Raw genomic sequence first — 25,253 nt, forward strand, 5'->3', positions numbered from 1 at the left:
ACGTATCAGACGGAATGCAAAATTTCGCTCAAACTATGGATCTGATCGCCTACGACGCATTCTCTTCAGCCTTGCATTGAAACGAAATTCGACCGATGCATTGAGAAACTACGGTTTCACGGAAGGGCATGATGAAAAAGGACAAGAATATTACGTTCCTTTCCAGGGTTCGGTCCGCGCTCCCCCGTCTTCACCCCGCGGAGCGGCGGCTTGGAGAGTTCGTCTGCGAATTTCCCGGCGAACTGGCAAGCTATGATGCTCAGGAATTAGCGCGCCTGGCGAATGTCTCCAAGGCTACCGTGTCACGCTTTGTTCGGAAGCTGGACTATGCGAATTATGACGAGGCCCGCAAACATGCCCGGGAAGAGCAGAAAACGGGATCTCGCCTGTTCCTGACCCTTCCGAGCGAGGGCAACCCGGAAGAAACGCTTACCGCCAATCTGGCTCAGGGAAAGGCTAACCTAGACCGGACTTTCGGCGCGATCACACAGGTTGAGATTGACGCGGTGGCCCATGCGTTGCTGGGCGCGCGCAAGGTTTGGGTGATCGGCTTTCGCGCAGCGCATCCGTTGGCCGAGTACCTGCGTTGGCAGTTGATCCAGGTAATCGAGAACATCGTCGCCATTCCCGGCAGCGGAGAAACACTTGGCGAGTCTCTCGCCAGTATGCAGCCTGAGGATTGTATCATCATGTTCGGTCTGCGCCGGCGCGTCTCTCAATCGGACGTCATTCTTGAACAGGTTGCAGCAAGCGGTCCCAACCTTCTCTACATAACCGATGAGGGCGTACAACTGGACAAACGTCCTCGTTGGCACTTCCGCTGTCACACTGCTGCCAGCGGTCCGTTGTTCAACCACGTCTCTGTCATGGCCGTATGTCACTTGATGGCCATGCGCGCGATCGAACTTGCAGGCAAGAAAGCACGTGCCCGCCTGCGGGCGATCGAGACGAAAAACGATCTGCTTGGCGAACTTTAGCTGGCGCATTTTCGATCAGTGCAAGCGTCCACCTGCCTATTCCATGTGCATACCAGCTGAATGAAAAGGAGCTCGTAATGCTCCATTTTTTCGTAATTATTTGTAAATAATATGAAACTGAGATTTCACTTGAAGTTGGCATGAAATCTGTATCGCCTTTTTGTGTTGGCTTATGCCATTGTTGTTACGCAAGACAAATGTATCCCGCGCCGTTACGGCGCAAACGGAAGGCGAAGCAGATGTCCAGAATACTCCTCATTGCATCCCTCACGGCGGTTCTTGCCGTCTCCGCGGCACATGCGGAAACGATCAGTCTCAAGGTTCTGGGTCAGCCGGCGGGATCCGGTCTGATCGCCCAGAACAAGGAAAAGCCCTTTTTCGAGTCCTTTTCCGAAAACACCGGCATTGATGCGGCCGCGCAATACCTGCCGGTCGACGTGGCGGGCGTGCCAGATTCCGATGGTCTGCGGGTGCTGAAGTCGGGTCTGTTCGACATTGTGTCGATCCGTGGTCCGCAGGTCAGCCGTGACGAACCGTCGATCCTCGGTCTCGATCTTATCGGCCTCAACACCAGCTATGCGGCAGGCCGTGCTCACATGGATGCCTTTTTCGACACCGTGGGTGCCCGTCTTGAGGAGAACTTCAATGCCAAGCTGCTCGGCGTGTGGCCGGCCGGTCCGCAGGTGGTGTTCTGCAAGCCCGAGATTTCCGGCCTTGCCGATCTGAAGGGTCTGAAGGTACGCGTTGGCGACCAGAGCGCTGCGAATTTCGTCGCCGGTCTTGGGGCTACCGGCGTGCCGATGCCTTTTGGTGAGGTACAGCAATCCCTGGCACGCGGCGTCGTCGATTGTGCGATCACCGGCCCGGCGTCGGCTAATTCCGCGGGCTGGCCGGAAGCCACCACCACGGTTCTGCCGATTGCTCTTCAACTCGCCGTCAATGGCTACGCCATCAATCTCGATACATGGAACAAGCTGTCCGTCGCGGATCAGGAAAAGCTGAGTTCCTCCGTCGCCAAACTGTCCGAAGAGATCTGGGCCTATTCCGAAGAACTTTATGAAGACGCCATGAACTGCAACACGGGCAAGGAATGCAAGCTCGGCAAGCCGTATGCGCTCAATAGCGCCCCAGTGTCTGACGCCGATATCGATATGGTCGCCGCCGCCGTTGGCAAGGTATCACTGCCGATTTGGGCTGAACAGTGCAACGCCGTCTTCCCCGAATGCGAGAGCACCTGGCGTGCGACTGTCGGCTCGCAACTCGGCCTTTGAAGCAGCCTGAACGGAGAGAAGGAAATGAACCACGTGACCCGCATCTCGGGAATCATCTTCGGCACTGTCATGATCGCGCTTTCTATCACGATCGTTGCGGAAATCCTGCTCAGGAAGTTCTTTTCCTTCTCGCTCGGCGGGGTCGATGAACTTGGCGGCTACACCGTCGCCATCGTCGCTCCGCTGACCTTTCTGGTCGCGGCTGCTGATAGTGCGCATATCCGCATTAACCTCTTGCATGCCCGCCTGCCGGAACGGCCCCAGGCGATGCTAAACGTGGCGGCAGCCGTTTCCTTAACGCTGCTCTCCCTGTTCCTTCTCTATTTCACGGTCCAGACCGTGGTCGACACTCTTGCATACAATTCCATTGCCCAGACCCCCTGGGCCACTCCTCTGATCTACCCGCAAACTCTTTGGCTGCTCACGATGGGCGTATTTGCAATCGGCATGTTTGTCCTCAGCCTCCAGGCCATCGTAATGCTGGTGAAGCGAGACTGGCGGACACTTAACTTGCGTTTCGGGCCTGAATCCGTTTCTGACGAAGTGCTGGCGGAACTGGAAGACCTGAAGAAACGTCAGGGAGCTGCAACATGAGCATCGCCATTGTCGGCCTGGGGTTTCTGCTCCTTCTCGGACTTATGTTCATAGGATTCCCGGTAGCCGTTTCTATCGTCACCGTGGGCGCTCTCGGCGGTTACTTGTACTTCGGCTTTCCTTTGGTCGACATGATGGGCGGCGTCATCTGGTCCAGCCTGAACAGCCCTTCGATCCTGGCCATTCCCCTATTCATGCTGCTGGGCGAATTGCTTTTGAGGGGTGGCATCGCCGATCGGATGTATGACGCTCTCGCCGTTTGGCTCGATCGCCTGCCGGGCGGCCTGCTGCACACCAACATTGCAACCTGTGCCCTGTTTTCCGCGACGTCGGGCTCTTCTGTCGCCACTGCGGCCACCGTCGGAACCATCGCCCTTCCGGCGCTGGAGGAACGCGGTTATCGCGCCGGACCGTCTCTTGGCTCGCTCGCGGCGGGCGGAACCCTTGGCATCCTCATACCGCCAAGCATCAACCTGCTGGTTTACGGATCGCTGGCCAATACATCGGTCGGGCAGCTCTTCGCAGCGGGCCTGATCCCGGGAATCCTGCTTGCCTCGTTATTCTCCGTCTACATTTTCCTGTTCGAGGGCCGTGGACTGCCTACCTCCGCGACACCTATTCCGCTGTCGGTCAAGCTGTCACATCTGCGGTTTCTGGTGCCGCCAGCCATAATCTTTGCCGTTGTCATGGGGTCCATCTACGGCGGCTTCGCAACACCGACGGAATCCGCGGCCATGGGCGTCGTGGTCGCGCTCATACTCGTTGCCCTGAACGGCCGGTTGAACAGGGAATTGCTGATCAACTGCTCGATCCAGGCCGCTCGCACGACCGGCATGACGGTAATCGTCCTGTCCTGCGCACTGCTTCTAAACGTCACGATCTCGATGCTCGGCGTCACCCAGGCGGTCACACAATGGGTAGCCACGTTCGGGTTTGAACAGGTCGGCTTGATCCTCGTGCTGATCGTCTTTTACCTGATCCTCGGTATGTTTCTGGATGCCATGTCGATGCTGGTGCTGACGGTGCCGATCACAGTGCCGCTCGTCGCGGCCGTCGGGGTCGATCCCATCTGGTTCGGGATCTTCATCGTCCTGATGTGCGAACTGGCGCTGATCACGCCACCGGTCGGCATGAACCTCTTCGTTGTGCAAGGGATAAGACGGGACGGCGGCTCGTTCTCCGACGTCATTCGCGGTGCCGCGCCTTATGCGGCGATCATGATCGCCTTCACGATCATGCTCCTGTTCCTGCCGGGTATCGCCATGTGGCTGCCGCACTTTCTGTCGGCAGGTCATTGATGATGCCGGCGAACGGGAAGTCAGCCACGCACAGGCTGCTGGTGATCAATCCGAATACCAATCCAGAAGTGACACGCCGGATTTCCCTTCATGTGCTTGGGGACCTGCCGGCGGGAACCTCCGCCGATGTGGTCAATCCGGACACCGGACCGCAATCGATAGAGACTGCGGCAGACCGCGATTTCGCTATACCGGCGGTACTTGAACTGATCCGACAGAATGGCGAATGCGACGGATATATCCTCGCCTGTTTCGACGACATCGCCGTCGAGGAAGTCCGCCGGATGGTGAACGTGCCGGTAATAAGCATCGCGCAGGCCGCGATCGAAGACGCAGCCGCAACCGGCGAGCGGTACACCGTCGTCACGACAGTCGACAAACAAGTGCCGACCATTGAAGTGTTGCTGAAAAAATACGGCGCAGGCGGACTCGGCTCGGTCAGGGCCTGCAATGTCGGTGTGGCGGATGCCTCGGCCCGCACCGCTCGTGCCGAAAGCTTGCTCGATCTTCAGATAATGTCTGCGATCGAGGAGGATGGTGCCGGAATTGTCGTTTTGGGCTCGGGTGCCTATGCAGGACGGGCAAACGATCTCAGCGCTAAATATGGCGTCCGTTTCATCGAAGGATTGACGGACGCTGTAAGAAGATTGTCGCCAGCCCGTTCTCTCGGATGACCATGCGTAAAACCTTGTGGTCGCAGTGCCTTCCCGAACGCCAAAACCTGCCATTCTCCTTACGGCCCCAGTCTGGTCACTAAACTTTGAGGGCTACGACCAGAAAGTTGTTGCCCAACCTAGCGTTCCATTTCGTTAGGGCGACCTGTCTTCATCGCCTTTTGCTGTAAACGCTGCTGAGTTCTCCCAATGTTGAGCAAAGCTCTTCCGCCGATCTGCCGGAGGATTCCGGCGCACTGAGCAAGTCGAGCAAAGCCTCGTTGAAGGCCTGTTGCGAGCTGCTGGATCTGTCGAGCAACGTTTCTAGCTCGGTCAGCCGCTCTTCCAGCAAGCCGGTCGAGCGTCTTTCCAAATGCTCCAGCTGAGCGGTCGAATGTTCGAAGGCGTTGGTCAAGCGTTCGACCAAGCTCAGTAACCCGCGCTCCAGCGGCGTCAGCGTTTGTTGGGATGGCAGGTTCGGTGACGGGTGATTGGTGTCTGTCATGGGGCTCTACGGGGTTTTCTGGCAGATGAAATTTGTCGTTGTGTCCTGGCAACGCCGATATGTGCCTGTTTGGGTATCGAAGATCAGGACTGGATATTCCGTGTAGGTCGTCTGATTGAAGGCCGAGGTTATCAGGGACCATCTCAGCTGATCGTTCAGGAACAGGACGCCGCTCAGCGTCAAGACGGCCGAGATCAGGACGGCGGCTGACAGCTTCAGAACGCGGTTCTTGTCGGCCAACCTCGCGTTCTGCTCCAAGCTGGTTGTCAGCCGAAAGAGCTGGTCCTCGCTCGCTTTCAAGTGCCTTTCTAAGGTCGCGCTCAGCTGCTGCTGCGACGAGCGGAAATCTTTGCTCATTGTAGAGCCTGCGCTTTTCAACATGCGCTCGATATTCGTCTCTGAGGTCTGAAAGGCTTCGAGCAGCGAGGCGTTCTGATCCTGGTTCACTTGCTCGATGCTCTCGTTCAGTCGCTCTCTGAGCGGTCTTCTCTCTGGTCCAATCTGCATGAAAAATGTCTCCCTTAAGCCGCCAGCGGGTGTCGCTGTCCGGGTCCTTGACTGTGAGATAGGTTTTGCCCTGGCGGGGCAGTTCGAAGCCGGCGCCTTCGAGCGCGGCGACCATGTCCGGCCGGGATGAGATCCGACCGGCGACGATCAGGTCTTCCAGCCAGTTCTGGATGTCCTCGCGGCCCTGGGCCCGAAGCTTCTTTTCCGGAAGCTGCTTGGTGTCCTGTGACCTGGCCGGATCTTGTGGATCTGCCCAGCCATGCTCCTTGTTGAGCATGTCACGCAAGGCATCCATCGCCTTCTGGTAGCCAGGCGGGGCGATATTGAGGCTCTTGCCTGACGTGAGCTCCATGCGCGGGGTGCAGAAATGCAGCTCCACGCGGCCCTCATGGCTGTGCCGGACCCAGAGCATGTCGACCTGGTCACGGTCCAGACCGGCAAAGGCCAGCTCGTCGAAGGCATTCATGACGGCCTGCTGCTGATCTTCGGTCGGTTGGTCGTTTTGATCGAAGCTGATCACGCCCGCCCGGTACGTCCAGGCGTGCGGGCAGGCATCGATCAGGGCATGGGTATGATCCGGATCGCCCGCCAACACCTCCGGCAACGGATCGCGGCTGTTCATCAGCGGGACGCCAGCGTCGTCGCGGATGAGATCGCGATTGCCGTCATAGGCGAGGACCTGCGGCGCGATCAGATAATCGACCGGTGCCGCACCGCCACCCTTGCCGCTTCGGAACAGCTTAATCAGCATGGTCCGTATCCCGCTGGCGGTGACGGGCAAGGAGCGCCGACATCTGGCGCTCGATGCTGACCAGCTCGGCGAGCAGCTGCAGCCCATCGAGCTGACGCATGTCGCCAGCGGCCTGGGCGGCATTCACGGCGCGGGCGATCTGATTAAGGTTCGTGCCGATGCGGCTGAGCGCGGTCACGAGCTGCGGATCGACCTGCGGCGTGGCGCGGCGGCGAGGAGCTTTGATCTGCCCCAACGCCCCGCGCAACAGCTCCGAGACGGAGATTTTGTCCGCGGCGGCGCGGCGCTTGAGATGTCTCTTTTCCTCCGTCGTACATCGCATAACAACCGTCTCGGCGAGACGGGCCGTTTGCGGTCCGGAGGGGTTCGAAGGGGAGGCCTGCCGCCCCTCGCAAGGTCCTGTGTCGTATGACACGGGTCGCCTTGCTCTCGTCAGATCCGCCGCAGTCATGCCGCTTGCCTGTAGGCTACCTGGGAGGCCGTTTGGTGTGCGATTGCTGGCAGTCTGTTCAGGAAATACGACAGGCAGTCCCGCTCTTTGTCTGAACCATCTTCCGGTGGCCATCGACCAGGAAGCTGGTATCCGGACGAGCCGTTGACGCTGGTTGCGAGATTGAACCGCGCCAGGTCGGGGAGGGTCTTTTCGGCCAGCCAGGCGTTCCACTCATCGACCTGTCTCGTCTGTGCCGTTGGTAGGACGACGACGGGAATGGAACGGCGGGGAGCCGCCTTCGCGTGCGCCTCACGCGCGTTAGGTTTTTTATTTATTTCTTTCTCTAAGTTTGGTGGACAGATTTGGCCGCCTTTGCCGGACACATCTGACCGCCTTTCGGGACAGATCTGTCCGCCTTCTGACGGGGTAAGGGGGACAGATTTGTCCGTCTTTTCTCGAAGCTCGGAGGCCTTTAGGATCGAGGCGTCGGTAGGGCAATACTCCGTATTGTGCCCGACGCCATTCCCGCGTTGAACGCCAAGCCAGCCACCTTCTTCCAGATCGCGGATGGCACGCTGGATGGATTTGACACTCTTGCCGGTTGCTTCGGCAATGGTCTTGTAGGACGGCCACGCCTTCTCGGTGTGGCCGTTCACATGTGCGGTCACGATATAGAGCGCCACGCACTTTGCGTTGTCGTTGATATCGGCATCACAGCTCAGCAACCGCAGCCACTGGAGCTTCACTTCCCGGAATGGACGGCGCTCGCTCATGCGTGCCTCCAGCAACCAGCTTGGGCGGCATTTCGAAGTGAGACAGACCGACAAGCTGGTGGGACAACGGCTTTTGTAAGCCATTGAAATCCTTCAGGCAGGTGTTTTGTCCCACCTTCCACTAAGCTATTGATTTTCTTCAGTTTGGCTAGGCCCTCCGGGCCCACCATTTCCTTTTAGATCAATGCCAAGCTCCTCTGTGATTCTCGTCGGGTACGTCCACTCGTGAGAGCTAGCCGGACCGCTTTGCGCCGAAATTCAGGCATTGATCTCTTTCCTGTCTCTTGGAACGCCTGCTGTTCCAGAAGTGCGTGCTTTCCGCTTTTTCCGGACAAGTCCCACCTGCTGTACGACTGCGTTTAGGAGCTCGCTGGAGAGGTGGCGTGGATGAAAGATGTGTTGTGACGCTGGACGGAGCGATGGTGGGCGCTTAGCTTTGGTTTGATGACCCTGGGGAAGTTCTGTGCGGGTTACATCGTCAAACAAGGCGGCCGCCTGCTGCTGCGTTGAGCGGATGTGTGCACTTCTGAACGGTCATCATGATTGGATATGAGCGGGAACGTGAGTTTGGTTTCTTACACGCAGGCGACAGGTCATTTCGAGAATGGTGAATTTGAAAATGCGCAGCGGGTCGTTTCTGCCTGCCTGCAGGAGGTCTATGCGAATATTCATCGTTTTGTTCTGACGGAAAATCTTCAAAACATATACCGCACGAAGGTGTCGGTGATCGTCGTTTCCCATCGCAACAGTCTGGAGGCTTGCGAGGTTGGGCGGGGGATTGAGGATTTCGTCCGGTGTGAGGATGTTGAACTGATTTTCGTCGGCAACGGATTGGAAATCCCAGATGGCGGTTCCAGCCGGTATCGGGAGAAGGCACGAGTGTTTGGTCTGCCGGAGAATATCGGCTGTTCGGCGGCGCGAAACGTAGGCGCCTACGTCGCCAGGGGGGAGTGTCTTCTGTTTCTGGACGATGACGCGTCGACGGGAGCGGCAGATCTTGATCTGCTTGCAAGCAGCTGTCTCGATCGTGAGGCTGTCGCTGTGCGGGGGCGCATCGTGCCGAAGTCCGGGAGCGGGCTGACAGGCAACCATTATGATCTCGGTGAGGACCTGAAACCGGCGCCGCCGACGACAGAGGGATTTTCTGCCTGGCAGGCGGTGGCCTTCGAAAAATACGGCGGATTTGATCCGCTTCTGGCGGGCCACGAAGGCATGGATCTTTGCTGCCGGATGCTGGGTGAGGTGGACACGGAGCGGTTTTTGTATCAGCCGGGCGCGCTGATGCGTCACGACTATGCCGAAGACGATCGGCAACACGCGCAGAAGGCGGAGAAACTGCGGCTTTCGGACAGGTATCTTGCGTTCAAGGGGATCGACAAGGATCGTCTTAGCTCCGCCCTCAAGGAGGTTGAGAAGGAGTATGCTGTTTGATTTTCCAAGGAGGGCGTCTTTTGGGGGCCGGATCCCGGCTATGACTTGTCCGGGCAAACTGCATGGATAGGCCTGACGACACCTGGTTGAGCGATCGCTTCTGTTCCAATCCGTTCGAGCAGGTCGATACCCAGCCGAACCAGGACATTCACTTTTGTCCGGCCGCCTGGCAGCCGGCCGCGATCGGCAAGCTGTCCGACGACCCGGAAACTGCCTGGAATTCTGCCAAAGCCAAGGAAATACGGCGGTCGGTCCTCGAGGGCGACTTTTCTCATTGCTGCCGTTCGGAATGCCCACGCATCGCCCAGCGCGATCTTCCGACGCGCGAGGAGATCCTCTCGTCAACCGATCCATCGCCGACCGCAGCCTGTTATCGGGAGATCCTCAAGAGCGGTAAAACCCACCTGGACACGCCTCCAAAGCGCGCCAACCTCGGTCATGACTTGAGCAGCAATACGGCCTGTCCCGCTCGTGGAACCGCTCCGGTTCAAATGAAAAAATACGATGCAGACAGGCTCGACTGGATCGTGAATGAGCCATACGGGCGCTTTCTGTCCAAAGCCGAGCGAATTACCATCGGCCGTGATGGGGAACCATTTGCGAGCCGGCATTTTCTGAACTTCCTGAAGGCCTATTGCAGTGGGACAGAACCGCGCAAGACGCTGGACCTTCACACCAATGGCCTGCTGCTGACGGAAGCCGTCTGGAACAGGCTGGATCTGTGGGGGCATGTCGGCAGCGTTCATGTGTCCGTCGATGCCGCAAATCCGGAGACTTATGCAGCATTGCGGCCGGGAAGGAAGTTGGGGCAGCTCATGCCCAATCTGTATTTTCTCGGCCATTTGCGCAGGTTGAAAGCCGTCGACGTTTACCGTTTGGTGTTTGTCGTCCGGCAGGAAAACTATGCAGAGATGCCGGACTTTGCCCGCCTGGCAAGACGGGTGGGGGCAACGGGAATTCTGTTCCAACGGTTTCGCGATCAGCGGATGGTGCAGGAAGGCACGTGTCATGCGGTAGACGTCGTGGACCCTCGCCACGCCGACCACGATCAGTTGCGGCTGATCCTGGAGGACCCGGTTCTGAACGCGCCCGACGTCGACATCGAGGACCTGGGCCTTCCGCCAGTGCGCATTGGCGCACCCAGGGCGCCTTGGTCAGGTGGAATGTCTGATGCGTTTGTTCAGAAGGGAGTGTGATGGTGCATCATCTCATCCTGCTGTCGTCCGGGAGAAGCGGCACCCATCTGCACCAGACCATGATGCGGCACGGTCTTGAAAAGGCGGTCGTGCTTGGCGAATTGTTCAATCCGTCGTCTCCCTTCGGCCTTGAGACCCAGACACCGGAGTTTATCGGCATGCTGGAAGAGGAAACCGGCATCGAGGTCGATCCGGGGAAGGCAAAAGCGCTCGCCGGTTATGTCAGGGAAGATCCGGTCGTCTTCCTGAATGCACTCTCGACAGTCTGCGACCGACTTGGATACGACTATCTGTGCTACTCGATCCTGCCGAAGCAATTGCCCGGAAGGTTGATCGAAGACATTCTGTTCCGGTTCGACTGCTCCTGCGCCTTTCTCACCAGGGAGAGGTTTGCGCGATATGTCTCTCTCGTGAAAGCGCGGCAGCTTGGCGCCTGGAAATGGGTCGACACGACTTCGTTGAAGCCGGAGATCACGATGGACGGGTTTCTGGAAGATGCCGGACCCACCGACGACTGGTTTCAGTTTCTGTCGGAAACGGTGCTGGCTGCAGGTCTGGACGTGCGGCACTTTTCCTATAACGCTGATCTCAACCAACCGGCCCAGACCTCTTTTTACGGCTTGCAGCGACGATACAGGGGCCTCTGCGAGCTGTCCGCTTTCGACTTCAGCCTGATACCCGATTTCAAGCAGGAGCGGGAAACCGACCCATTCCGGTCGATTGCAAACGGCGCTCACTTTCGGGCCGCGCTCCAGCAGGCCTCCCTGATTGCCTATGCCTTTGCCGAGCCTGACGTCTTTTCAGCGGATGGTTATGTCTGATCACCCCCGGGCAGGGACAGGATATAATCTTCCAGCGAGCTGCCGACCGTGAACTCGAAGTCCGGTGCCCAGCTTTCCCGGATGCGGGCCACCCGGCGTTTGAGATAGATACCCCAGTTGGCTGAAACACCGCTGCGGGGAAGATCCGACAGCGGCGGCAGGGTTTCGAAAAAGAAGCCTCTGCTTCGGAGCGCCGAGAAGTAACTGGGCGGGCAGACGACGACCACTGTTTCGAACTCCGCAAGCTTCTCCAGTTGCTCCGTCAGTGCGCTGGAAAGCTGGTCGCCTGCCTGATCAAGCGCCCAGACAAGTGCGACCGTTCCTTGCCGGCGGTGTTCCGACAGGAGGGCGGCATTGCCTTTTGTGTTGGCTTCGAGCTTGCGCAGGCTGCCGAGGGCAACCCGTAGTCCGATTTTGCGAAGGCTTCGTTTGAAAGACACGGTTCAACGGTCCTCCAGGGGATTTGCCGGGAGCTGGGCGACGGCTTGCAAAAGCTGCGCGATTTGCGGTGCGCCGTTCCACCAGTCGGTTTTTCTGAGACAGCACCGGGCCAGCGACTGGCGGACGTCCGGGTCGAGCATCTGCTTCAGTTGCTCCCCGATTGCGTAGGGATCATCGGCAGATGAAGTGAGGTTCCAACCGGCGCGTGCGCCATATTCCGCACGTGCTTCCTGAACATCCATGATTGGGTTGCTGTTTGGTATGAAGATGGACGGCAGCGCGGCGGCGATGTTTTCATGAAAAGTGTTGTATCCGGCCGCGCAGACCGCGAAGTCGAAGGCCTTCAGGTACTGTCCGAGCGGATAGACCTTCCGCATCACCAGGCGCTCATGGAAATCCGCCTGTTCCTCGAAATGGAGCGGCGATCTCACGTCGACCGCAACGACGTCAGGGTGCCTGTCCAGAAAGTCCAGTAAACGTGCGCGGGGAAGGGACATGTCGAAATTGGCTTCCGAACCGAGTTGCACCAGACAAAGGATCGCACCGTCCGGCAGGTTCAGCGCCCGCCTTGCGGTTGTCCTGTCAAAGAGTTGGTCCCGCTGCGTCATCAGCACCGGGTCGACCCGGGCGACGCTGTCGGGGTGCGGGCGCGAGTGGCCTTCATCCAGCGGCGCACACAATTCTCCCGGTTCGATGATCGCATCGAAAAAACCCTCGCGGGAAATGCTGTTGGGCTGGGGGGTGCGCCAGAGCCCGCGCCGGATCCAGACACTGGTGGCCTGGCCGTAGCTTTCAACCGCGTCGACGAAGCCTGCATAGGGCAGGTTGCCGTCAAATAATGTGAGGCAAGGCTTGTAGTGGCTGAGTGCCTCGCGCATTTCCTGAAAGAAATAGCTGTTCCAGCCCTTGAAATCCAACTCCAGCCTTTGCCGGAAAGGCCGGAATTCAGCGAGATATCCCATGGACCGCGCGATTTCGATTGCCTCGGAAAGGGAGAAGAAAACGACATTCGCACGTGGGCCGATTGCCCTGGCGATCGCAAGCTGCCGGGAGAGATGCCCGAGACCGACGCCGTTGGACGTGACCGTCAGAATGACGGGGGCTTGTGCGGCTTTGCGCTGTCTGGGGGCAGGCCGGGCAGTGAGGGAAGGGGTGGCAACCTTGTCGAATTTGCCGGCAAACTGGTCCAGGCCGTAGCGCTCCTCCACAAAGGCGCGCCCTTTTCGGCAGGTCGTTTCCAACAGGCAGGGATCCGTACGAAGCCGTTCATAGACCAGCGGAGCCTCGTCTGGCTCCGCATAAAGGCACGCATCGGAAAAACTGGATTCCATATAGGGCGGAAGAACGCATGGCAGGCCTGTGGCCAGCGCTTCAAGAACGCCATATCCGAACGCTTCGACAAGCGCTGGGGAATGGAAATAGCTGTAGATGTCGAGCCCCTGGAGAAACTTTGAAATCGGTTCCTTCGAGAACGGCAGGACCTGCCAGTTTGATGGCAGATCCTCGAACTGGTCCAGAAATGCCTTCGGCACGCCCATCATGCGGAAGGCGAAACCCGGCGACTGGGGATAACACGTCATGGCAACAGGCAGGGAAGGCCATTTGTCGGCACTAGGACGGCTGTGGCGGCCGATGATCAGTCGAGGCTTCGGGCCCCGGGATGGTTTTTCCGGATAATCGTCCAGGTCGACCAGGTTTTCCCAGGTGCTCGCGTGAAGGGCATGGGACAAGCCGTTTCCGGCAAGATCTTCGCGCACCAGCGCGCTCACCGGCAGAAGTTTCAGCGAGTGGCCATACCAGTCGGCAAGGAGCGTTGACCAGTGATCAGATGGAAAGGCGCGCTGCCCGTCCCGGTTTCGAACCGTCTGATGCACGACGAGGTAACAGGCCTCCGCATCGAACCGGTTTCGGCAGTGCACCCCTTTGTCCAGCAAGGAGGGGTGGTAGAGAAGCGCGACCCTGGCGCGCGGTCTTTCGTTTTGCGGAACAATGATGGTTTCGGTGGACTTGATCTCCGCCAGCACCGAGGCGTTCAAGGTTCGGTTTCTTGAGAAAAGAGGTGACCTGAGCGGAATGACGCCAGCTCTCAGCCCGGCCTGCTTGCAGGCGCGCAGATCGTATTTGAGCGATGTGGACGTCCCGCCGGGAAAGCGCAGGTCGGCCAGGTAAAGGACATCAAATTCCATAGGCCGGTCGCCCCCCGATAAACCTGTCAAACGATCTTGCCGGTCATCACGAAGGGGAGCCTCCATAGAGCCGCCATGACTCCAGTCCGCGGTTGAAAAGCGGGCCCGGTACACCGTCCAGCGTTCCCTCGTAATAGCCGGCAGACTGCAAGCGGGTCTGCAGTTCAAGGATGGTGTCGCGCGACCAGCTCCGGGCTTCGGCGGATATCTTTGCGAGCGTCTCGCCGCTGTCTGCCGTCAGGGCCGATAACAAGAGCTCGGATGCTTTTTGCGGGGATTTGTCGGTGTGGAACCCTTCATCGTAGATGGCCGCGGCCGCAAGGGCGCCTTCCGCATATCCCTGCTGCGCGGCGAGTTCGAAGTAGGCGGCGGCGTCTTCCGGCGTCTTGTAGATGCCTTCCTTGGCAAAGACGCCGAGATTGTAGGTCGCTCTGGCGGCACCTTCAGACGAGGCATATTCCAGAAGGGTGATGGCGCGCGGAACATCGCGCGACCCGCCGGTGCCGTTGTAGAGGGAAACGGCAAGGTTGATGGCACCATCCGCGCTGCCGTTGGCATAGGCTTTTTCGAACAACTCGCGGGCTTTCAGAAGGTCCTTCGGCAGTCCCTGACCGAGCTCATGGAGCAGGCCGAGACTGACCAGTGCCCGTGTGTCGCCCGCCGCCGCTGCCTGCTGGTAGAGATCCACGGCAATCTTCGTGTCGCCGGCGGCCGCACGCGCTCTTGCGAGCAGGGCCTTGTAGTGGGGCACATCCGGATAATCCTTGACAGCCTGCTCGCAGGAATGAATGGCAGCTCCGGAATTCTTGGCAAGGAGGTTAAGCGATACGCCGCGGTAAAGGACGGTGGCATCGTTCGGATGCGTGGCAAATCTCCGGCAGAGTTCAGAAGATGTCAGATTGTTGGGGTTGTCCGGCACCATCTGGGTGACGAGCTTTTTTGCCTGTTCCAGATATTGCCCGTCCGGAAAGCGCTCGATGTAATATTGCAGCAAGGCCTGGTTCCGGGAGGCCAGCGCATTGGACCAGATGTCTTCTTCCAGGCTTGCGAGACTGACCGAAGGCGCTGGCGGCACGCCATCTGTCTCTTTCAAGGCTCTTTCAAGGATCTTCTGGGCCTCGTCGACGAACCTTCCTTCGGGATAACGCTGCAAATACAGCTGGATCAGCTTGGGGTCTTCCTGCTGCGCCGACAGTTTCCATAGCCCCACTTCCAGATCCCCATCCGTTTCCGGCCCTGGCTTGAAGTAGAAATCGGGTTTGACGGAAAACTGAACATAGGGAATTTGCGCCCCGCCGGTGACCTTGCGCACGTTATGGTTCACATCCGCCAGCACGGATAGTACCTCGCGGCCAGAGGCATGCATGTAGGACAGGAGCGCCGACGCGTAGGGGCTGTTGTCCCCCGCACCATCGTAGGCGACCTTGCCCGGCTGGGTGGCATAGCCGATCAGGAAACCGCTGACATCCGGCGGCGGCGCCAGGCCGACTTCCAGGCTCTTGATGCGATCCTGAAACGGATTGTTCTGACAAGCGTCGAGAAACACCATCTTGAAGGCGCTGCTGCGTCCGACAAGCTTGAGCAACTCATCGAAATGGATGCTGTCGCTGACAAGTGTGTCGATGTCGCTGATACGGGAATCGACCGGGATAAGATAGTTCTTGCCCGCAAGTTGAACGCCATGACCTGCATAATAGACCAGGACCACGCTCGCATTTTGCCGGATGACCTTATGCGAGAATTCTTCGGTTTTTTTCAGGAAGTTTTCTTGCGTTGCATCCAGAATAAGCGTGACGTCGAACCGGAGGGTTTGCAGTGTTGCGGCGATGCTTTCAGCATCGTTACGCGCATTGGGGAGCTTTTCGCCCCTGTAATTGGAATTGCCGATGACGAGCGCCATGCGCGTGTCGGTCACGAGTTGCTGAGCTCGTGACGGATGCACGCAGGCAACGGTGACGACAAGTATCAGGCCCGCGAGCAGGAAAGCGTTTTTCAGTCGTCGCCGGGCCAGAAACACGTTCATGGTGAGGAACCGCATTCCGCTCAAATTGAAATCATCGAAGCGAGATTGACTTCGACGGCCTCAATTGTCTCGGTCAGGACGGCTCGCTGTTGCTGCTGCAGATTGGAGATCACCGTGTCCTGCGAGCGAACGATCTGAATGCGCTGAACCTTGCTGAGGCCTTCGCGCACGGCTTCAAGGGCAGCTTCGCCGCTCTCTGCCTGTTCAACCTTCACCACCATTTCGCGTACGATCGGTAGGGCGGATTGCGCAACCGCGCTGCCATTTTGCGCCTCCCGCGCAAGCCGGTCTTCCAGGTCCTTAAGCACTTCAGTGATGCACTTGACCGGATCGAGCCCGCTTTTCACTCTCTGTTGGCAGCGTTCGCAGGTTTTCTTTACGCGAACGCGTGTGTTCAGGAAGCGCTCAAGTGTGGCTCTTTCCCGAGCGATGGTCGTCGGGCCGCCTTCTCTTTTGGGAATGAAGAGAAACGGCCGAACAGGTTCCTGTCCAGATCCGGCCTTGGCGCTTGGGGATTCGCTTTCATAAGCGGCGATGGTGATCGGTTTTCCACCGGGGTTTTCCAGCTTGCTGCCGGTTGCCGCGGGGTCGAATGACTCGTCGAACGGCAACAAAGTGCTCCTGGAAAAAATCTGCCGGGCGCTGGATAGCTGCCAGGGAGTATTTTTGACGGAATCTGTCAGCGCCTGATTGCTGGCCTTTGCGGAACTTGTCGCTCCTGTGAGCCAGGCGACCAAAATAGATGCAATAAATGATAGGAAACCGAGCATTTTCCGCTTGGTAATTTCTGCCATATTTCACCAAGTTTTTAAAATCTGACCTAGCGTTCTATGACGCCTTCATCATGTAATTGATATTTTTAGCATCGTCAGCAGCAGAGATCATCCTACCAAGTGTCTACGTTTAGTGAAGCGAAAATTCGCGCCACGGGCTGCCTGGCAGATGGGCGGGGCTCGTTTTGCCGTGAGATGGGGAGATCTTTGGCCTTCCGTAAGTCGGCGGTCTGTTCCAGGTTTTAAGATGTCCGGACAACCTCCGTCGGGCCGGGAAAAGGCTTTCCAGCTCAAAAGAAATAGCATGGGGAGAGAAGGTCCGGCCTGTCACCGGTTTTTCGACGATCGCGCCGGGCGTGGGGTTCGGGGGCGCTTGTTCGCTGGATTTACAACAAACGCCCCGTCTGCAGACTGGTGCGGTTCGCGCTGATTATCCGGGTTCTTTTTCGGACAGGAAGTCTTCCGCCAGTGCGACCCAGAAATTCGTTCCAATGGGCAGAATGTCGTCGTTGAAGTCGTATTTGGGGTGATGCAAGGGCGGGTCGCGGTCGGTTTTGGCGGTGCCAAGCATGAAGTAGGTGCCCGGCTTTTCCTCCAGGAAATAGCCAAAGTCCTCGCCGCCCATGGAGGGGCGGGCAAGATCCGCGACATTTTCCTCGCCTGCGAAACGCCTGGCAAGGTCACGCAGGTAGTCGGTCTCAGCCTCATGGTTGATCATGGGCGGATAGCCGCGCTCATAATTGACTTCGGCCCGCATGCCGTAGCTGGCGGCCTGACCTTCAGCGATCATGCGGATGCGACGTTCGAGTTCGTCGCGTACATCAGGGTCCAGAGACCGGATCGTGAGATTCATTTCCGCGCGTTCGGGGATCACGTTGCTGGCAATGCCGCTGTTGAATGCGCCGACCGTGATCACGGCAGACTGCAGCGGGTGGATGTTGCGTGAGGCGATGGTCTGCAGAGCCATGATGATGCTGGCGCCGCAAACGATCGGGTCGGACGCATCCTGCGGTTCGGCGCCATGGCCACCGTAACCAATGACCGTGATCTTGCATTCGTCAACGGCTGCCATCATCGGGCCCGGCTGGAAGGCGAATTGGCCAAAGGGCAAGGTTGGGTCGTTGTGCAGGCCGAAGACGGCATCGCATGGGAACCGCTCAAAAAGGCCGTCCTCCATCATCAATCTGGCGCCACCGAAATTTTCTTCCGCAGGCTGGAAGATCAGGTGCACCGTTCCGTCGAACTGTTTGCGTTCTGCCAGGATTTTCGCGGCGCCCAGCAGCATGGCCGTATGGCCGTCGTGACCACAGGCATGCATGACGCCTGGATGCGTGCTTGCGTAGTCCGCCCCGGTTTCCTCCGGGATCGGCAACGCATCGAAATCGGCACGGATACCGATGCTTCTGGTGGAATTGCCGTTGCGAAGCGTTGCGACAATGCCCGTTTTCGCCAGACCGCGCGTGACTTCGTAGCCCATCGCAGTCAGTGCGCCGGCAATGTAGTCCGACGTCTTGAATTCCGACAGGCCGATCTCGGGGATCGAGTGCAGATGGCGCCGCGCAGCAACGATTTCTGGAAGGAAGTTGGATGACTGTACTGTCATTTACGCACCACGGCTGGGGATACGATTTTCTAGCATGCGGAACAGCAATACCAGTATCCCGGTGAGACACATGTAGATGAGTGCGAGCAGAAGCAGAGGCTCGTAAGTGAGATAGGTATCCTGCCGCACTCTTGAAATAATAGCGTAGACATCGACAACCGTAATGGTTGCGACAAGCGGTGTCGATTTAAGTTGCAGCACCGTTTCTCCGCTCAAAGTCGGCAGTGCGCGATAGATCGCCCGGGGCAGCCAGATGCGCCGGAACGTCGTGAACCGGCTCATGCCAAAGGCGCGGGCGGCTTCCAGTTCACCTCGTGGCACACCTGCAAAGGCGCCGCGCATCACTTCGCCCTCATAGGCGGCGAAGGACAGCATGAGCGCGGTAAAACCATACGGCCAGGCCTGTCGCAGATAGGGCCAGAACATCGAGTGCCGAATTTCCGGATATTGCGCGAACACCGAGCCGAGACCGTAATAAAGCAGCCAGAGCTGCAGCAGCAGCGGTGTCCCTCGGATCAACGTGCAGAAGCCGCGTGCAATCATGGCAAGAGGCTTTGGCCCGGTGACCTGGACGAGGCCAAGGAGCACGGCGAGGATAAATCCGGCACCGGCGGTCGAAAACAGAAGAAACAGCGTTTCCCAGATCCCGTGGAGCAGTTTCCATTGATACTTCTCCAGCCAGTCCCAGCGCAGGAACCAGACGGCGCAGAAGACGATGGCACCGAAAAGGGCGATCAGGAAGATCCGGTGAGGTTCCAGCAACCGGCGCGGCGGCGGCGGAACATAGGCGGGCATTGTGGCCTTGGTGTCGCTCATCTTACATCGGCCCCGCAATTCCGCGCCTTGCGCGTCGTTCGATATAGCCAATGACGCGGTTTGAGATCAGCGTCAGCGAGAGATAGAGCACGCCGGCAGCGCAATAGAAAAGCATGTAGGCCTTGGTGGCTCCGGCGGCCTGGCGGGTTACCAGCGTCAGTTCCGAGAAGCCGACCACCGCCAGAAGGGCGGTGTCCTTGGTTGCGATCAGCCAGAGATTGGAAAGACCGGGAATGGCGTAGGGCAGCATGGCCGGCAAGGTGATGCGGTGCAATGTCTTGAAAGGGGACATGCCATAGGCCCTGGCCGCCTCTATCTGTCCGGGCGGGACGGCCTTGATCGCGCCGCGCAGAACCTCGGTCGAGTAAGCGCCCTGCACAACTCCGATGACAAAGATACCGGCAGCCAGGCCGCTGATGTCGACCCTCGGCAATCCCACAAGCATCAGGAGCGAATTCACCGCGTCCGTGCCGGCGTAATAGAGCAGCAGGATGAGAACAAGCTCGGGAACGGCGCGGATGACGGTGGTATAGACCTCGAGCAGGTCCCGCACGATGGGGCCGCCGTAGAGTTTGCCGAAGGCGCCGCCGATGCCGATCAGGAGGCCGAGGCCAAAGCCGCCGACCGCGAGTTGCAGCGAAGCTGCAAACCCGGCGAGAAGCACACCACCCCAGCCCGGCGGTGACAGGGCGAGCAGGTCGAGATTGAGAAAAACGGGAGAAGCAGCCATCGGCAGCGGTCAACCTTGCTTTGAAAAAAGTGTCCGCCCGCGCCAGATGGCGCGGGACGCTTTTTTAAGGATGATCCGGCCGGTTAGCCGCCGTAGATATCGAAGTCGAAATACTTCTTGGAGAAGGTTTCATAGGTACCATTGTCGCGGATCGCCTTGATCGCGGCATTGATCTTGTCCTTCAGTTCCGTGTCGCCCTTGCGGATACCGACGCCAACGCCGGCACCGAGAATCGCCTCGTCTTCCTCGACGTTGCCCTTCAATTCGCAGCAGTCTCCGCCATCGGATTTCAGGAAGGCGTCCAGCGCGATAGCGTCCGCCTGCACGGCGTCGACACGGCCGGCGGCGAGGTCCTGATTGGCTTCGTCCTGCGTCTGGTACTGCTTGATTTCGGCTGCGACGTCACCGAAGTGCTTTTCGGCATAATCGGCATGAACGGTAGAAACCTGAACGCCGATGATCTTGCCGGACAGGCCCTCGGGCGTTGCGTCGAAGTCGTCGCCCTTGGCGCCGATGATACCTGTCGGGGTGTTGTAGTACTTGTCGGAGAAATCGATGGTCTTCAGACGCTCTTCGGTGATGGACATGGACCCGATGATCATGTCGATCTTGCCGGACGTCAGAGCCGGAATGATGCCGTCCCAGGAAACCGGGGTGACGACACAATCGAGCTTGGCTTCCGCGCAGATCGCGTCCATGAACTCGATTTCCCAGCCGACCCAGTTGCCGCTGGAATCCGGCGAGGTGAACGGCGGATACGGCTCGGCTGCGACACCCACCTTCACTTCTTCGGCCAGTGCGCCGGTGATAGCGGTGGCGGCCAGTGCGGCGGCGGCGAGCGTTGTTTTCAGAATATGCTTCATTTTGTTCCCCTGTTTTTTCAAGTTTTCATGCCGGATCTTCCGGCTGTCCCACCCCGCGAAGATATCGCGGGACGGGTCTAGTTGATCGAGCTGATGAATTTCTTCAGCCGCTCCGATTTCGGGTCATCGAACACCTGGTCCGGTGGGCCCTGTTCTTCAATGATGCCGTTGTGCAGAAAGATGACGTGACTGGCGACTTCCCGTGCGAATTTCATTTCGTGGGTGACCAGGATCATGGTTCGCTGCTCGCGGGCCAGATCGCCGATGACACCGAGAACTTCTCCCACAAGTTCCGGGTCGAGGGCGGATGTCGGTTCGTCGAACAACATGGCAAGCGGCTGAACGGCAAGAGCGCGGGCGATGGCGGCGCGCTGCTGCTGACCGCCGGACAGGAAAGCCGGATAGGCGTCCTGTTTTTCGAACAGTCCGACACGGTGCAACAATGTTTCTGCAATGCCGACGGCTTCGTCGCGTTTCATGCCTAGAACATGAATGGGAACTTCAATCACGTTCTGAAGCACGGTCATGTGCTGCCACAGATTGAAGCTCTGGAAAACCATTGCAAGCTGGCTGCGAATGCGCTCGATTTGCTTGCGGTTGGCAGGGCGAAGGCCATGGTGGCCGTCTTTCTTGAGGTCGATGGCTTCACCGTGAATGGTGACCGACCCGGCGCTTGGCAACTCAAGCATGTTGATGCAGCGCAGAAAAGTGGATTTACCGGAGCCCGACCCGCCGATGATCGCAATCACGTCGCCCTGCCGGGCCGTGAGCGAAACACCCTTGAGCACTTCAAGGGCTCCGAAACGTTTGAAGAGGTCACGTACCTCGATGGCTGGCGCCGTTGATTCCATCCTACCGCCATTGCCCGGATCAAACCGGTGCAGTTGGTGTTTCTGTCTGCTGCTGACCTCGTCGGTTTTGCCGATGCAGCGTCAGCTCTCTGAGCGGCAACAGTTGTCAGCTTTGCACTTGTTTCCTAATTATTCAACCGTATAATAACGAAAAAATCGATGCCGGTACGTCATGTGGTCGGAGAAAATGTCGGAGGACAGAAGGATGGCACGGGAGGCGAATGAGGCCTTGTCAGCACGGAGCCGGACCATGCCCGCAATCCACGCCGCGCAGGATTATCCGCTGCATCGGGGCTGGTCTTGAGTCGCCGTTCGTTCCATCGCGCCAGCGAGGCAGAGCGGCGTCAGGATCTTATCCAGGCGACGCTGGACTGCATTTCCGAACTCGGTTTGCACGGTGCGACCGTGCGCAAAATTGCAGCCCGGGCCGGTGTCACTCCCGGTCTGATCCGTCACTACTTCTCCTGCAAGGACCAGATGATGCAGGACGCCTATCGGGAGGTCATGACCGGTATGACGTCTGCCGTCGCTGCAGCTGCAAATGCCGATCAGCCAAACCCAAGGGCGAAGTTGCACGATTTCATTGTTGCCAACCTGTCGCCGCCGGTTGCCGACGGAAGGACGCTGTCTTTGTGGGCGGCGTTCATAAGTCATGTGCGCGTCGATCCGGCATTTGCCGAAATTCACCTCGAAAGCTATCTCGCTTTCCGCTCCGTGCTGGAAGCGCTCGTTGCCGATGTGCTGATTGATGCCGGAGAAACACCGGATGCAAAGCGGTGCCGGGAACTGGCGATTACGATCAACGGCGTGATCGACGGTCTTTGGATCGAAGGTACGCTTGTCGGTCACCTCTTTTCGGAAACGCCCCTGCCGGGCGTTGCCATCAAATCCGTCGAGGCTTTGCTCGGCGGAATAAGCCTTGCCGCCAAACCCTGAAGAAATTGAGAGACCGACTATGCGTTATGCGTCGATCACCGACCGCCTTGCCCATTTGGGCTCGGGAAAATGGACTGTCCACATAAAGGCGCGCGAGATGGCGGCGGCGGGTATTCCCGTTATTGAACTGACCATTGGCGAGCCGGACATCCTGCCCGACGAGGCCCTGTTCGAAGAAGCGGACCGGGCCATGAGGGCCGGCCGCATCCGCTATTCCAACGGACGCGGCGAACCGGGTGTCGTCGCTGCCTTGACGGAAAAATACCGCCAGCGTCGGCCTGATGTGAGCGAGCAAAACGTTCTGTGTTTTCCAGGCACCCAGACGGCCCTGTTTGCGGTCATGCTGGGTCTGGTGGAGACGGGCGATGCCGTCCTGGTAGGCGATCCGCTTTATGCCACCTATGAAGGCGTTATCGCCGCGTCCGGCGCGCGCATGGTGCCCGTGCCGATGCGCGCTGAAAAGAGGTTCCACCTTCAGGCGGAAGATCTTGAAAAGGCGATCACGCCAGACAGCCGGGTGCTTCTGCTCAACACACCTCATAACCCGACCGGAGCGACGCTGACGGCCGATGAAATCGCCGCCATCGGCGAAGTCTGTATCCGCCACGATCTTTGGATCGTCTGTGACGAAGTTTATGAAAAGCTGATCTTCGAGCAGACGTTTGCCTCCCCCTTCGACCAGCCAGCGCTGGCGGACCGGACCATCGTCGTGTCCTCGATCTCCAAGTCTCATGCCGCTCCCGGGTTCCGCTCCGGCTGGGCGGTCGGCCCGGAAGAGTTCTGCACGCGGCTGCTGGCGGTTTCCGAAACCATGCTGTTCGGCGGTCAACCGTTCATTGCAGACATGACGGCCATGGCGATTTCCGGAGATTTCGATACCGCGGAACGCATGCGGGAGAGCTATCTGAGACGGGCAAAGCTCATCATCGATCATTTGTCAGGTCATGCTGCCCTGAAGCCGATGATGCCGGAAGCGGGTATGTTCCTGCTGGTGGATGTCAGCGCCACGGGGCTGGACGGTGCCAGCTTCGCGGAGCAACTGCTGGAGGAAAAGCAGGTCGCGGTCATGCCGGGGGTCTCTTTCGGCGATCAGGCCACAAATTTCATCCGGTTGTCGCTGACGGTTGCCGATGAAACGCTTTCGGAAGCAACAGACAGGATTGCCGCTTTTGCGGATGGTCTCAGCAAGGGCGAGGGGAACCGCAAATGGGCGTAGTCACCAAAACGGTCGGTGAAGCACTGATCGATATTCTTGAAGCCAATGGCGTCGAGGCCGTTTTCGGAATTCCAGGCGTGCACACGGTCGAACTCTACCGGGGTCTTGCGACGTCAGACATTCGCCACATAACACCGCGCCATGAACAGGGCGCAGGCTTCATGGCCGACGGCTATGCCCGGGTGACCGGAAAACCCGGCGTGGCCCTGGTGATCACCGGCCCCGGCCTGACCAATACGATCACCGCCATGGCGCAGGCCTATCAGGATTCCGTGCCGATGCTCGTGATCTCAGGTGTCAATGCCCGGGCAACTCTCGGCCATGGCCGGGGCAAGCTGCATGAATTGCCGGACCAGCGGGCCATGATGGCACCGCTTGCCCTGATGACGCACACGCTTCTGGAGGCGGCGGATCTGCCGGCTGTCATGGAGCGGGCTTTTTCAATTCTCCAATCAAAGCGGCCGGGCCCTGTCCATATTGAAATTCCGACCGATGTGATGGTTGAAAAGATCACGCTTGGCGACCTTAATCCGTCAAAGGCCTGCGGCCCTCGGGCGGCGCAGGTGCAGGTGGCCGAGCTGGCAGAAAAATGCAAGCAGGCCCGCCGTCCGGTGATCCTGTGCGGCGGCGGGTCCGTCGCTGCTGCCGACAAGATCCGGCTGCTGGCCGAGCAGATCGATGCGCCGCTGGTGACTACGGTCAATGCGCGAGGCATGTTTGCCGGTCATCCGCTGTCGATCCCGGCCAGCCCGAGCCTTGCCGCCGTGCGGGAGGTGATCGGGGCGTCTGATCTGGTGATTGCCCTTGGCACGCAGATGGGGGAGACCGACTACGACATGTATGCCGACGACGGCTTTCCGGAGCTTGCCAACCTTGTGCGCGTCGATATCGATGCGGACCAGCTTGCACGTGGACCGGAGGCGGCGTTGCCCATGCTCTCGAGTGTCGGCCAGTTGATGGACGATCTTCTGCCGCTGCTTAAGGGCCACAGGGCGGATGCGGACGGCGCTGCGCGCGCGCAGGGGTGCCGCGAGGCGGTTGCCTCCTGGTTGAGCCCCAAGATGCAGGCCGAAGTCGGCGTTCTGGAGACGATCCGCGAGACGTTGCCCGGCTGCATCATCGTCGGCGACAGCACGCAGGCCATCTACTCCGGCAACCTGTATTTTGAAGCAGGGCGGCCGCACGGCTGGTTCAACGCGGCAACGGGGTTCGGAGCGCTTGGCTATGGCCCTCCGGCGGCAATTGGTGCCAGCATCGGCGAACCTGGAACCCCGGTGATCTGCCTGGTGGGCGATGGCGGGCTTCAGTTCTCGATTGCCGAAATCGGCTCGGCCGTGGATTGCGGGGCACGCGTGATCTTCCTGGTCTGGAACAACGACGGTTACGGCGAGATCCGGTCCTATATGGTGGACCGGGGCATCGAACCGGAAGGCGTGACGCCGTCGGCACCCGACTTCGGCAAGATCGCTGAAGCCTATGGCCTGCCGTCCGTCCGTCTTGACGATGTGGCCGAGTTGGCAACTGCCCTGAAGCGGTTTTCGGACCTTTCCGGGCCAAGCCTGATCGAAATTCACGAGACAGGCACACGCGGCGCAACTGCCTGAG

At 58.9% G+C, this 25,253-nt stretch carries 23 protein-coding genes; 11 read left to right on the top strand and 12 right to left on the bottom strand.

All coding sequences use genetic code 11. The features are described from left to right. The first annotated feature begins 131 nt into the window (after nucleotides 1-131). The 5 genes from FMN63_RS20070 (at nucleotide 132) to FMN63_RS20090 (ending at nucleotide 4,814) form a co-directional block, all read left to right on the top strand. A complete protein-coding gene (locus FMN63_RS20070; protein ID WP_205514180.1) occupies nucleotides 132-977 on the top strand; it encodes an SIS domain-containing protein in 846 nt (281 codons plus the stop codon). Between the two features lie 239 nt (nucleotides 978-1,216). Beyond that, nucleotides 1,217-2,248 carry a TRAP transporter substrate-binding protein gene (locus FMN63_RS20075; protein WP_148585939.1) on the top strand — a complete coding sequence of 344 codons (1,032 nt, stop codon included), beginning with the start codon at nucleotides 1,217-1,219 and terminating at the stop codon, nucleotides 2,246-2,248. 24 nt (nucleotides 2,249-2,272) lie between these two features. After that, nucleotides 2,273-2,842 carry a TRAP transporter small permease gene (locus FMN63_RS20080; RefSeq protein WP_148585940.1) on the top strand — a complete coding sequence of 190 codons (570 nt, stop codon included), beginning with the start codon at nucleotides 2,273-2,275 and terminating at the stop codon, nucleotides 2,840-2,842. Further along, the gene (locus FMN63_RS20085) at nucleotides 2,839-4,140 is read left to right on the top strand and encodes a TRAP transporter large permease (RefSeq protein ID WP_148585941.1); all 1,302 of its coding nucleotides are present in this window, start codon (nucleotides 2,839-2,841) and stop codon (nucleotides 4,138-4,140) included. Before FMN63_RS20080 ends, FMN63_RS20085 begins: the two co-directional genes overlap by 4 nt. A 2-nt stretch (nucleotides 4,141-4,142) precedes the next feature. Beyond that, a complete protein-coding gene (locus tag FMN63_RS20090; protein WP_205514182.1) occupies nucleotides 4,143-4,814 on the top strand; it encodes an aspartate/glutamate racemase family protein in 672 nt (223 codons plus the stop codon). Between the two features lie 119 nt (nucleotides 4,815-4,933). Here FMN63_RS20090 and FMN63_RS20095 read toward each other — a convergent pair whose 3' ends face one another. From FMN63_RS20095 to FMN63_RS20105, 3 genes are all read right to left on the bottom strand, one after another. Then, nucleotides 4,934-6,556, bottom strand: coding sequence for a relaxase family protein (locus FMN63_RS20095; protein WP_162530085.1), 1,623 nt, complete (start codon nucleotides 6,554-6,556; stop codon nucleotides 4,934-4,936). After that, entirely contained in the window at nucleotides 6,546-6,878 is a 333-nt protein-coding gene (locus tag FMN63_RS20100) for a plasmid mobilization protein (RefSeq protein ID WP_148585944.1), read from the bottom strand. Before FMN63_RS20100 ends, FMN63_RS20095 begins: the two co-directional genes overlap by 11 nt. A gap of 125 nt (nucleotides 6,879-7,003) precedes the next feature. Next, the gene (locus FMN63_RS20105) at nucleotides 7,004-7,762 is read right to left on the bottom strand and encodes a helix-turn-helix domain-containing protein (RefSeq protein WP_148585945.1); all 759 of its coding nucleotides are present in this window, start codon (nucleotides 7,760-7,762) and stop codon (nucleotides 7,004-7,006) included. A gap of 561 nt (nucleotides 7,763-8,323) precedes the next feature. Between FMN63_RS20105 and FMN63_RS20110 the strand changes: the two genes are divergently transcribed. The 3 genes from FMN63_RS20110 to FMN63_RS20120 all read left to right on the top strand — a co-directional run bounded on the left by FMN63_RS20110 (nucleotide 8,324) and on the right by FMN63_RS20120 (nucleotide 11,210). Then, on the top strand, nucleotides 8,324-9,193 hold the full coding sequence (locus FMN63_RS20110) for a glycosyltransferase family 2 protein (protein WP_162530086.1): 870 nt from the start codon (nucleotides 8,324-8,326) through the stop codon (nucleotides 9,191-9,193). Between the two features lie 62 nt (nucleotides 9,194-9,255). After that, nucleotides 9,256-10,389: a radical SAM/SPASM domain-containing protein gene (locus FMN63_RS20115; RefSeq protein ID WP_148585947.1), complete on the top strand. Its 1,134-nt coding sequence runs from the start codon at nucleotides 9,256-9,258 to the stop codon at nucleotides 10,387-10,389. Beyond that, nucleotides 10,389-11,210: a hypothetical protein gene (locus FMN63_RS20120; RefSeq protein WP_148585948.1), complete on the top strand. Its 822-nt coding sequence runs from the start codon at nucleotides 10,389-10,391 to the stop codon at nucleotides 11,208-11,210. Before FMN63_RS20115 ends, FMN63_RS20120 begins: the two co-directional genes overlap by 1 nt. Here FMN63_RS20120 and FMN63_RS20125 read toward each other — a convergent pair. The 9 genes from FMN63_RS20125 to FMN63_RS20165 all read right to left on the bottom strand — a co-directional run bounded on the left by FMN63_RS20125 (nucleotide 11,201) and on the right by FMN63_RS20165 (nucleotide 21,496). Beyond that, nucleotides 11,201-11,650, bottom strand: a complete 450-nt coding sequence (locus FMN63_RS20125; protein WP_148585949.1) for a hypothetical protein — start codon at nucleotides 11,648-11,650, stop codon at nucleotides 11,201-11,203. The two genes, FMN63_RS20120 and FMN63_RS20125, sit on opposite strands and share 10 nt — an antisense overlap. 3 nt (nucleotides 11,651-11,653) lie before the next feature. Next, on the bottom strand, nucleotides 11,654-13,837 hold the full coding sequence (locus FMN63_RS20130) for a glycosyltransferase family protein (RefSeq protein WP_148585950.1): 2,184 nt from the start codon (nucleotides 13,835-13,837) through the stop codon (nucleotides 11,654-11,656). A gap of 46 nt (nucleotides 13,838-13,883) precedes the next feature. After that, entirely contained in the window at nucleotides 13,884-15,875 is a 1,992-nt protein-coding gene (locus FMN63_RS20135) for a caspase family protein (protein WP_148585951.1), read from the bottom strand. Between the two features lie 5 nt (nucleotides 15,876-15,880). After that, nucleotides 15,881-16,654, bottom strand: a complete 774-nt coding sequence (locus tag FMN63_RS20140) for a hypothetical protein (RefSeq protein ID WP_148585952.1) — start codon at nucleotides 16,652-16,654, stop codon at nucleotides 15,881-15,883. 409 nt (nucleotides 16,655-17,063) lie between these two features. Continuing rightward, entirely contained in the window at nucleotides 17,064-18,236 is a 1,173-nt protein-coding gene (locus FMN63_RS20145) for a M20 aminoacylase family protein (protein ID WP_148585953.1), read from the bottom strand. Beyond that, nucleotides 18,237-19,052 (bottom strand): ABC transporter permease, encoded by an 816-nt coding sequence (locus FMN63_RS20150; RefSeq protein WP_148585954.1) that lies wholly within the window; start codon nucleotides 19,050-19,052, stop codon nucleotides 18,237-18,239. A gap of 1 nt (nucleotide 19,053) precedes the next feature. Further along, on the bottom strand, nucleotides 19,054-19,782 hold the full coding sequence (locus FMN63_RS20155; protein ID WP_148585955.1) for an ABC transporter permease: 729 nt from the start codon (nucleotides 19,780-19,782) through the stop codon (nucleotides 19,054-19,056). An 83-nt stretch (nucleotides 19,783-19,865) separates the two neighbouring features. Then, on the bottom strand, nucleotides 19,866-20,645 hold the full coding sequence (locus FMN63_RS20160; protein WP_148585956.1) for a transporter substrate-binding domain-containing protein: 780 nt from the start codon (nucleotides 20,643-20,645) through the stop codon (nucleotides 19,866-19,868). A 77-nt stretch (nucleotides 20,646-20,722) separates the two neighbouring features. Next, nucleotides 20,723-21,496, bottom strand: a complete 774-nt coding sequence (locus FMN63_RS20165; protein WP_148585957.1) for an ABC transporter ATP-binding protein — start codon at nucleotides 21,494-21,496, stop codon at nucleotides 20,723-20,725. Nucleotides 21,497-21,796: 300 nt separating this feature from the next. Between FMN63_RS20165 and FMN63_RS20170 the strand changes: the two genes are divergently transcribed. Genes FMN63_RS20170 through FMN63_RS20180 form a run of 3 tightly spaced genes read left to right on the top strand, consistent with a single transcriptional unit; the run spans nucleotide 21,797 to nucleotide 25,252 of the window. Further along, on the top strand, nucleotides 21,797-22,432 hold the full coding sequence (locus tag FMN63_RS20170) for a TetR family transcriptional regulator C-terminal domain-containing protein (RefSeq protein WP_148585958.1): 636 nt from the start codon (nucleotides 21,797-21,799) through the stop codon (nucleotides 22,430-22,432). Nucleotides 22,433-22,451: 19 nt separating this feature from the next. Then, complete coding sequence (locus tag FMN63_RS20175; protein WP_148585959.1) at nucleotides 22,452-23,648, top strand: pyridoxal phosphate-dependent aminotransferase; 1,197 nt, start codon at nucleotides 22,452-22,454, stop codon at nucleotides 23,646-23,648. Then, nucleotides 23,639-25,252 carry a 5-guanidino-2-oxopentanoate decarboxylase gene (locus FMN63_RS20180; protein WP_148585960.1) on the top strand — a complete coding sequence of 538 codons (1,614 nt, stop codon included), beginning with the start codon at nucleotides 23,639-23,641 and terminating at the stop codon, nucleotides 25,250-25,252. The genes FMN63_RS20175 and FMN63_RS20180 overlap by 10 nt, the downstream gene beginning before the upstream one ends. The last annotated feature ends 1 nt before the right edge of the window (nucleotide 25,253 follow it).

The sequence above is a fragment of the Stappia sp. BW2 genome, from assembly GCF_008107695.1.
GTDB lineage: Bacteria > Pseudomonadota > Alphaproteobacteria > Rhizobiales > Stappiaceae > Roseibium.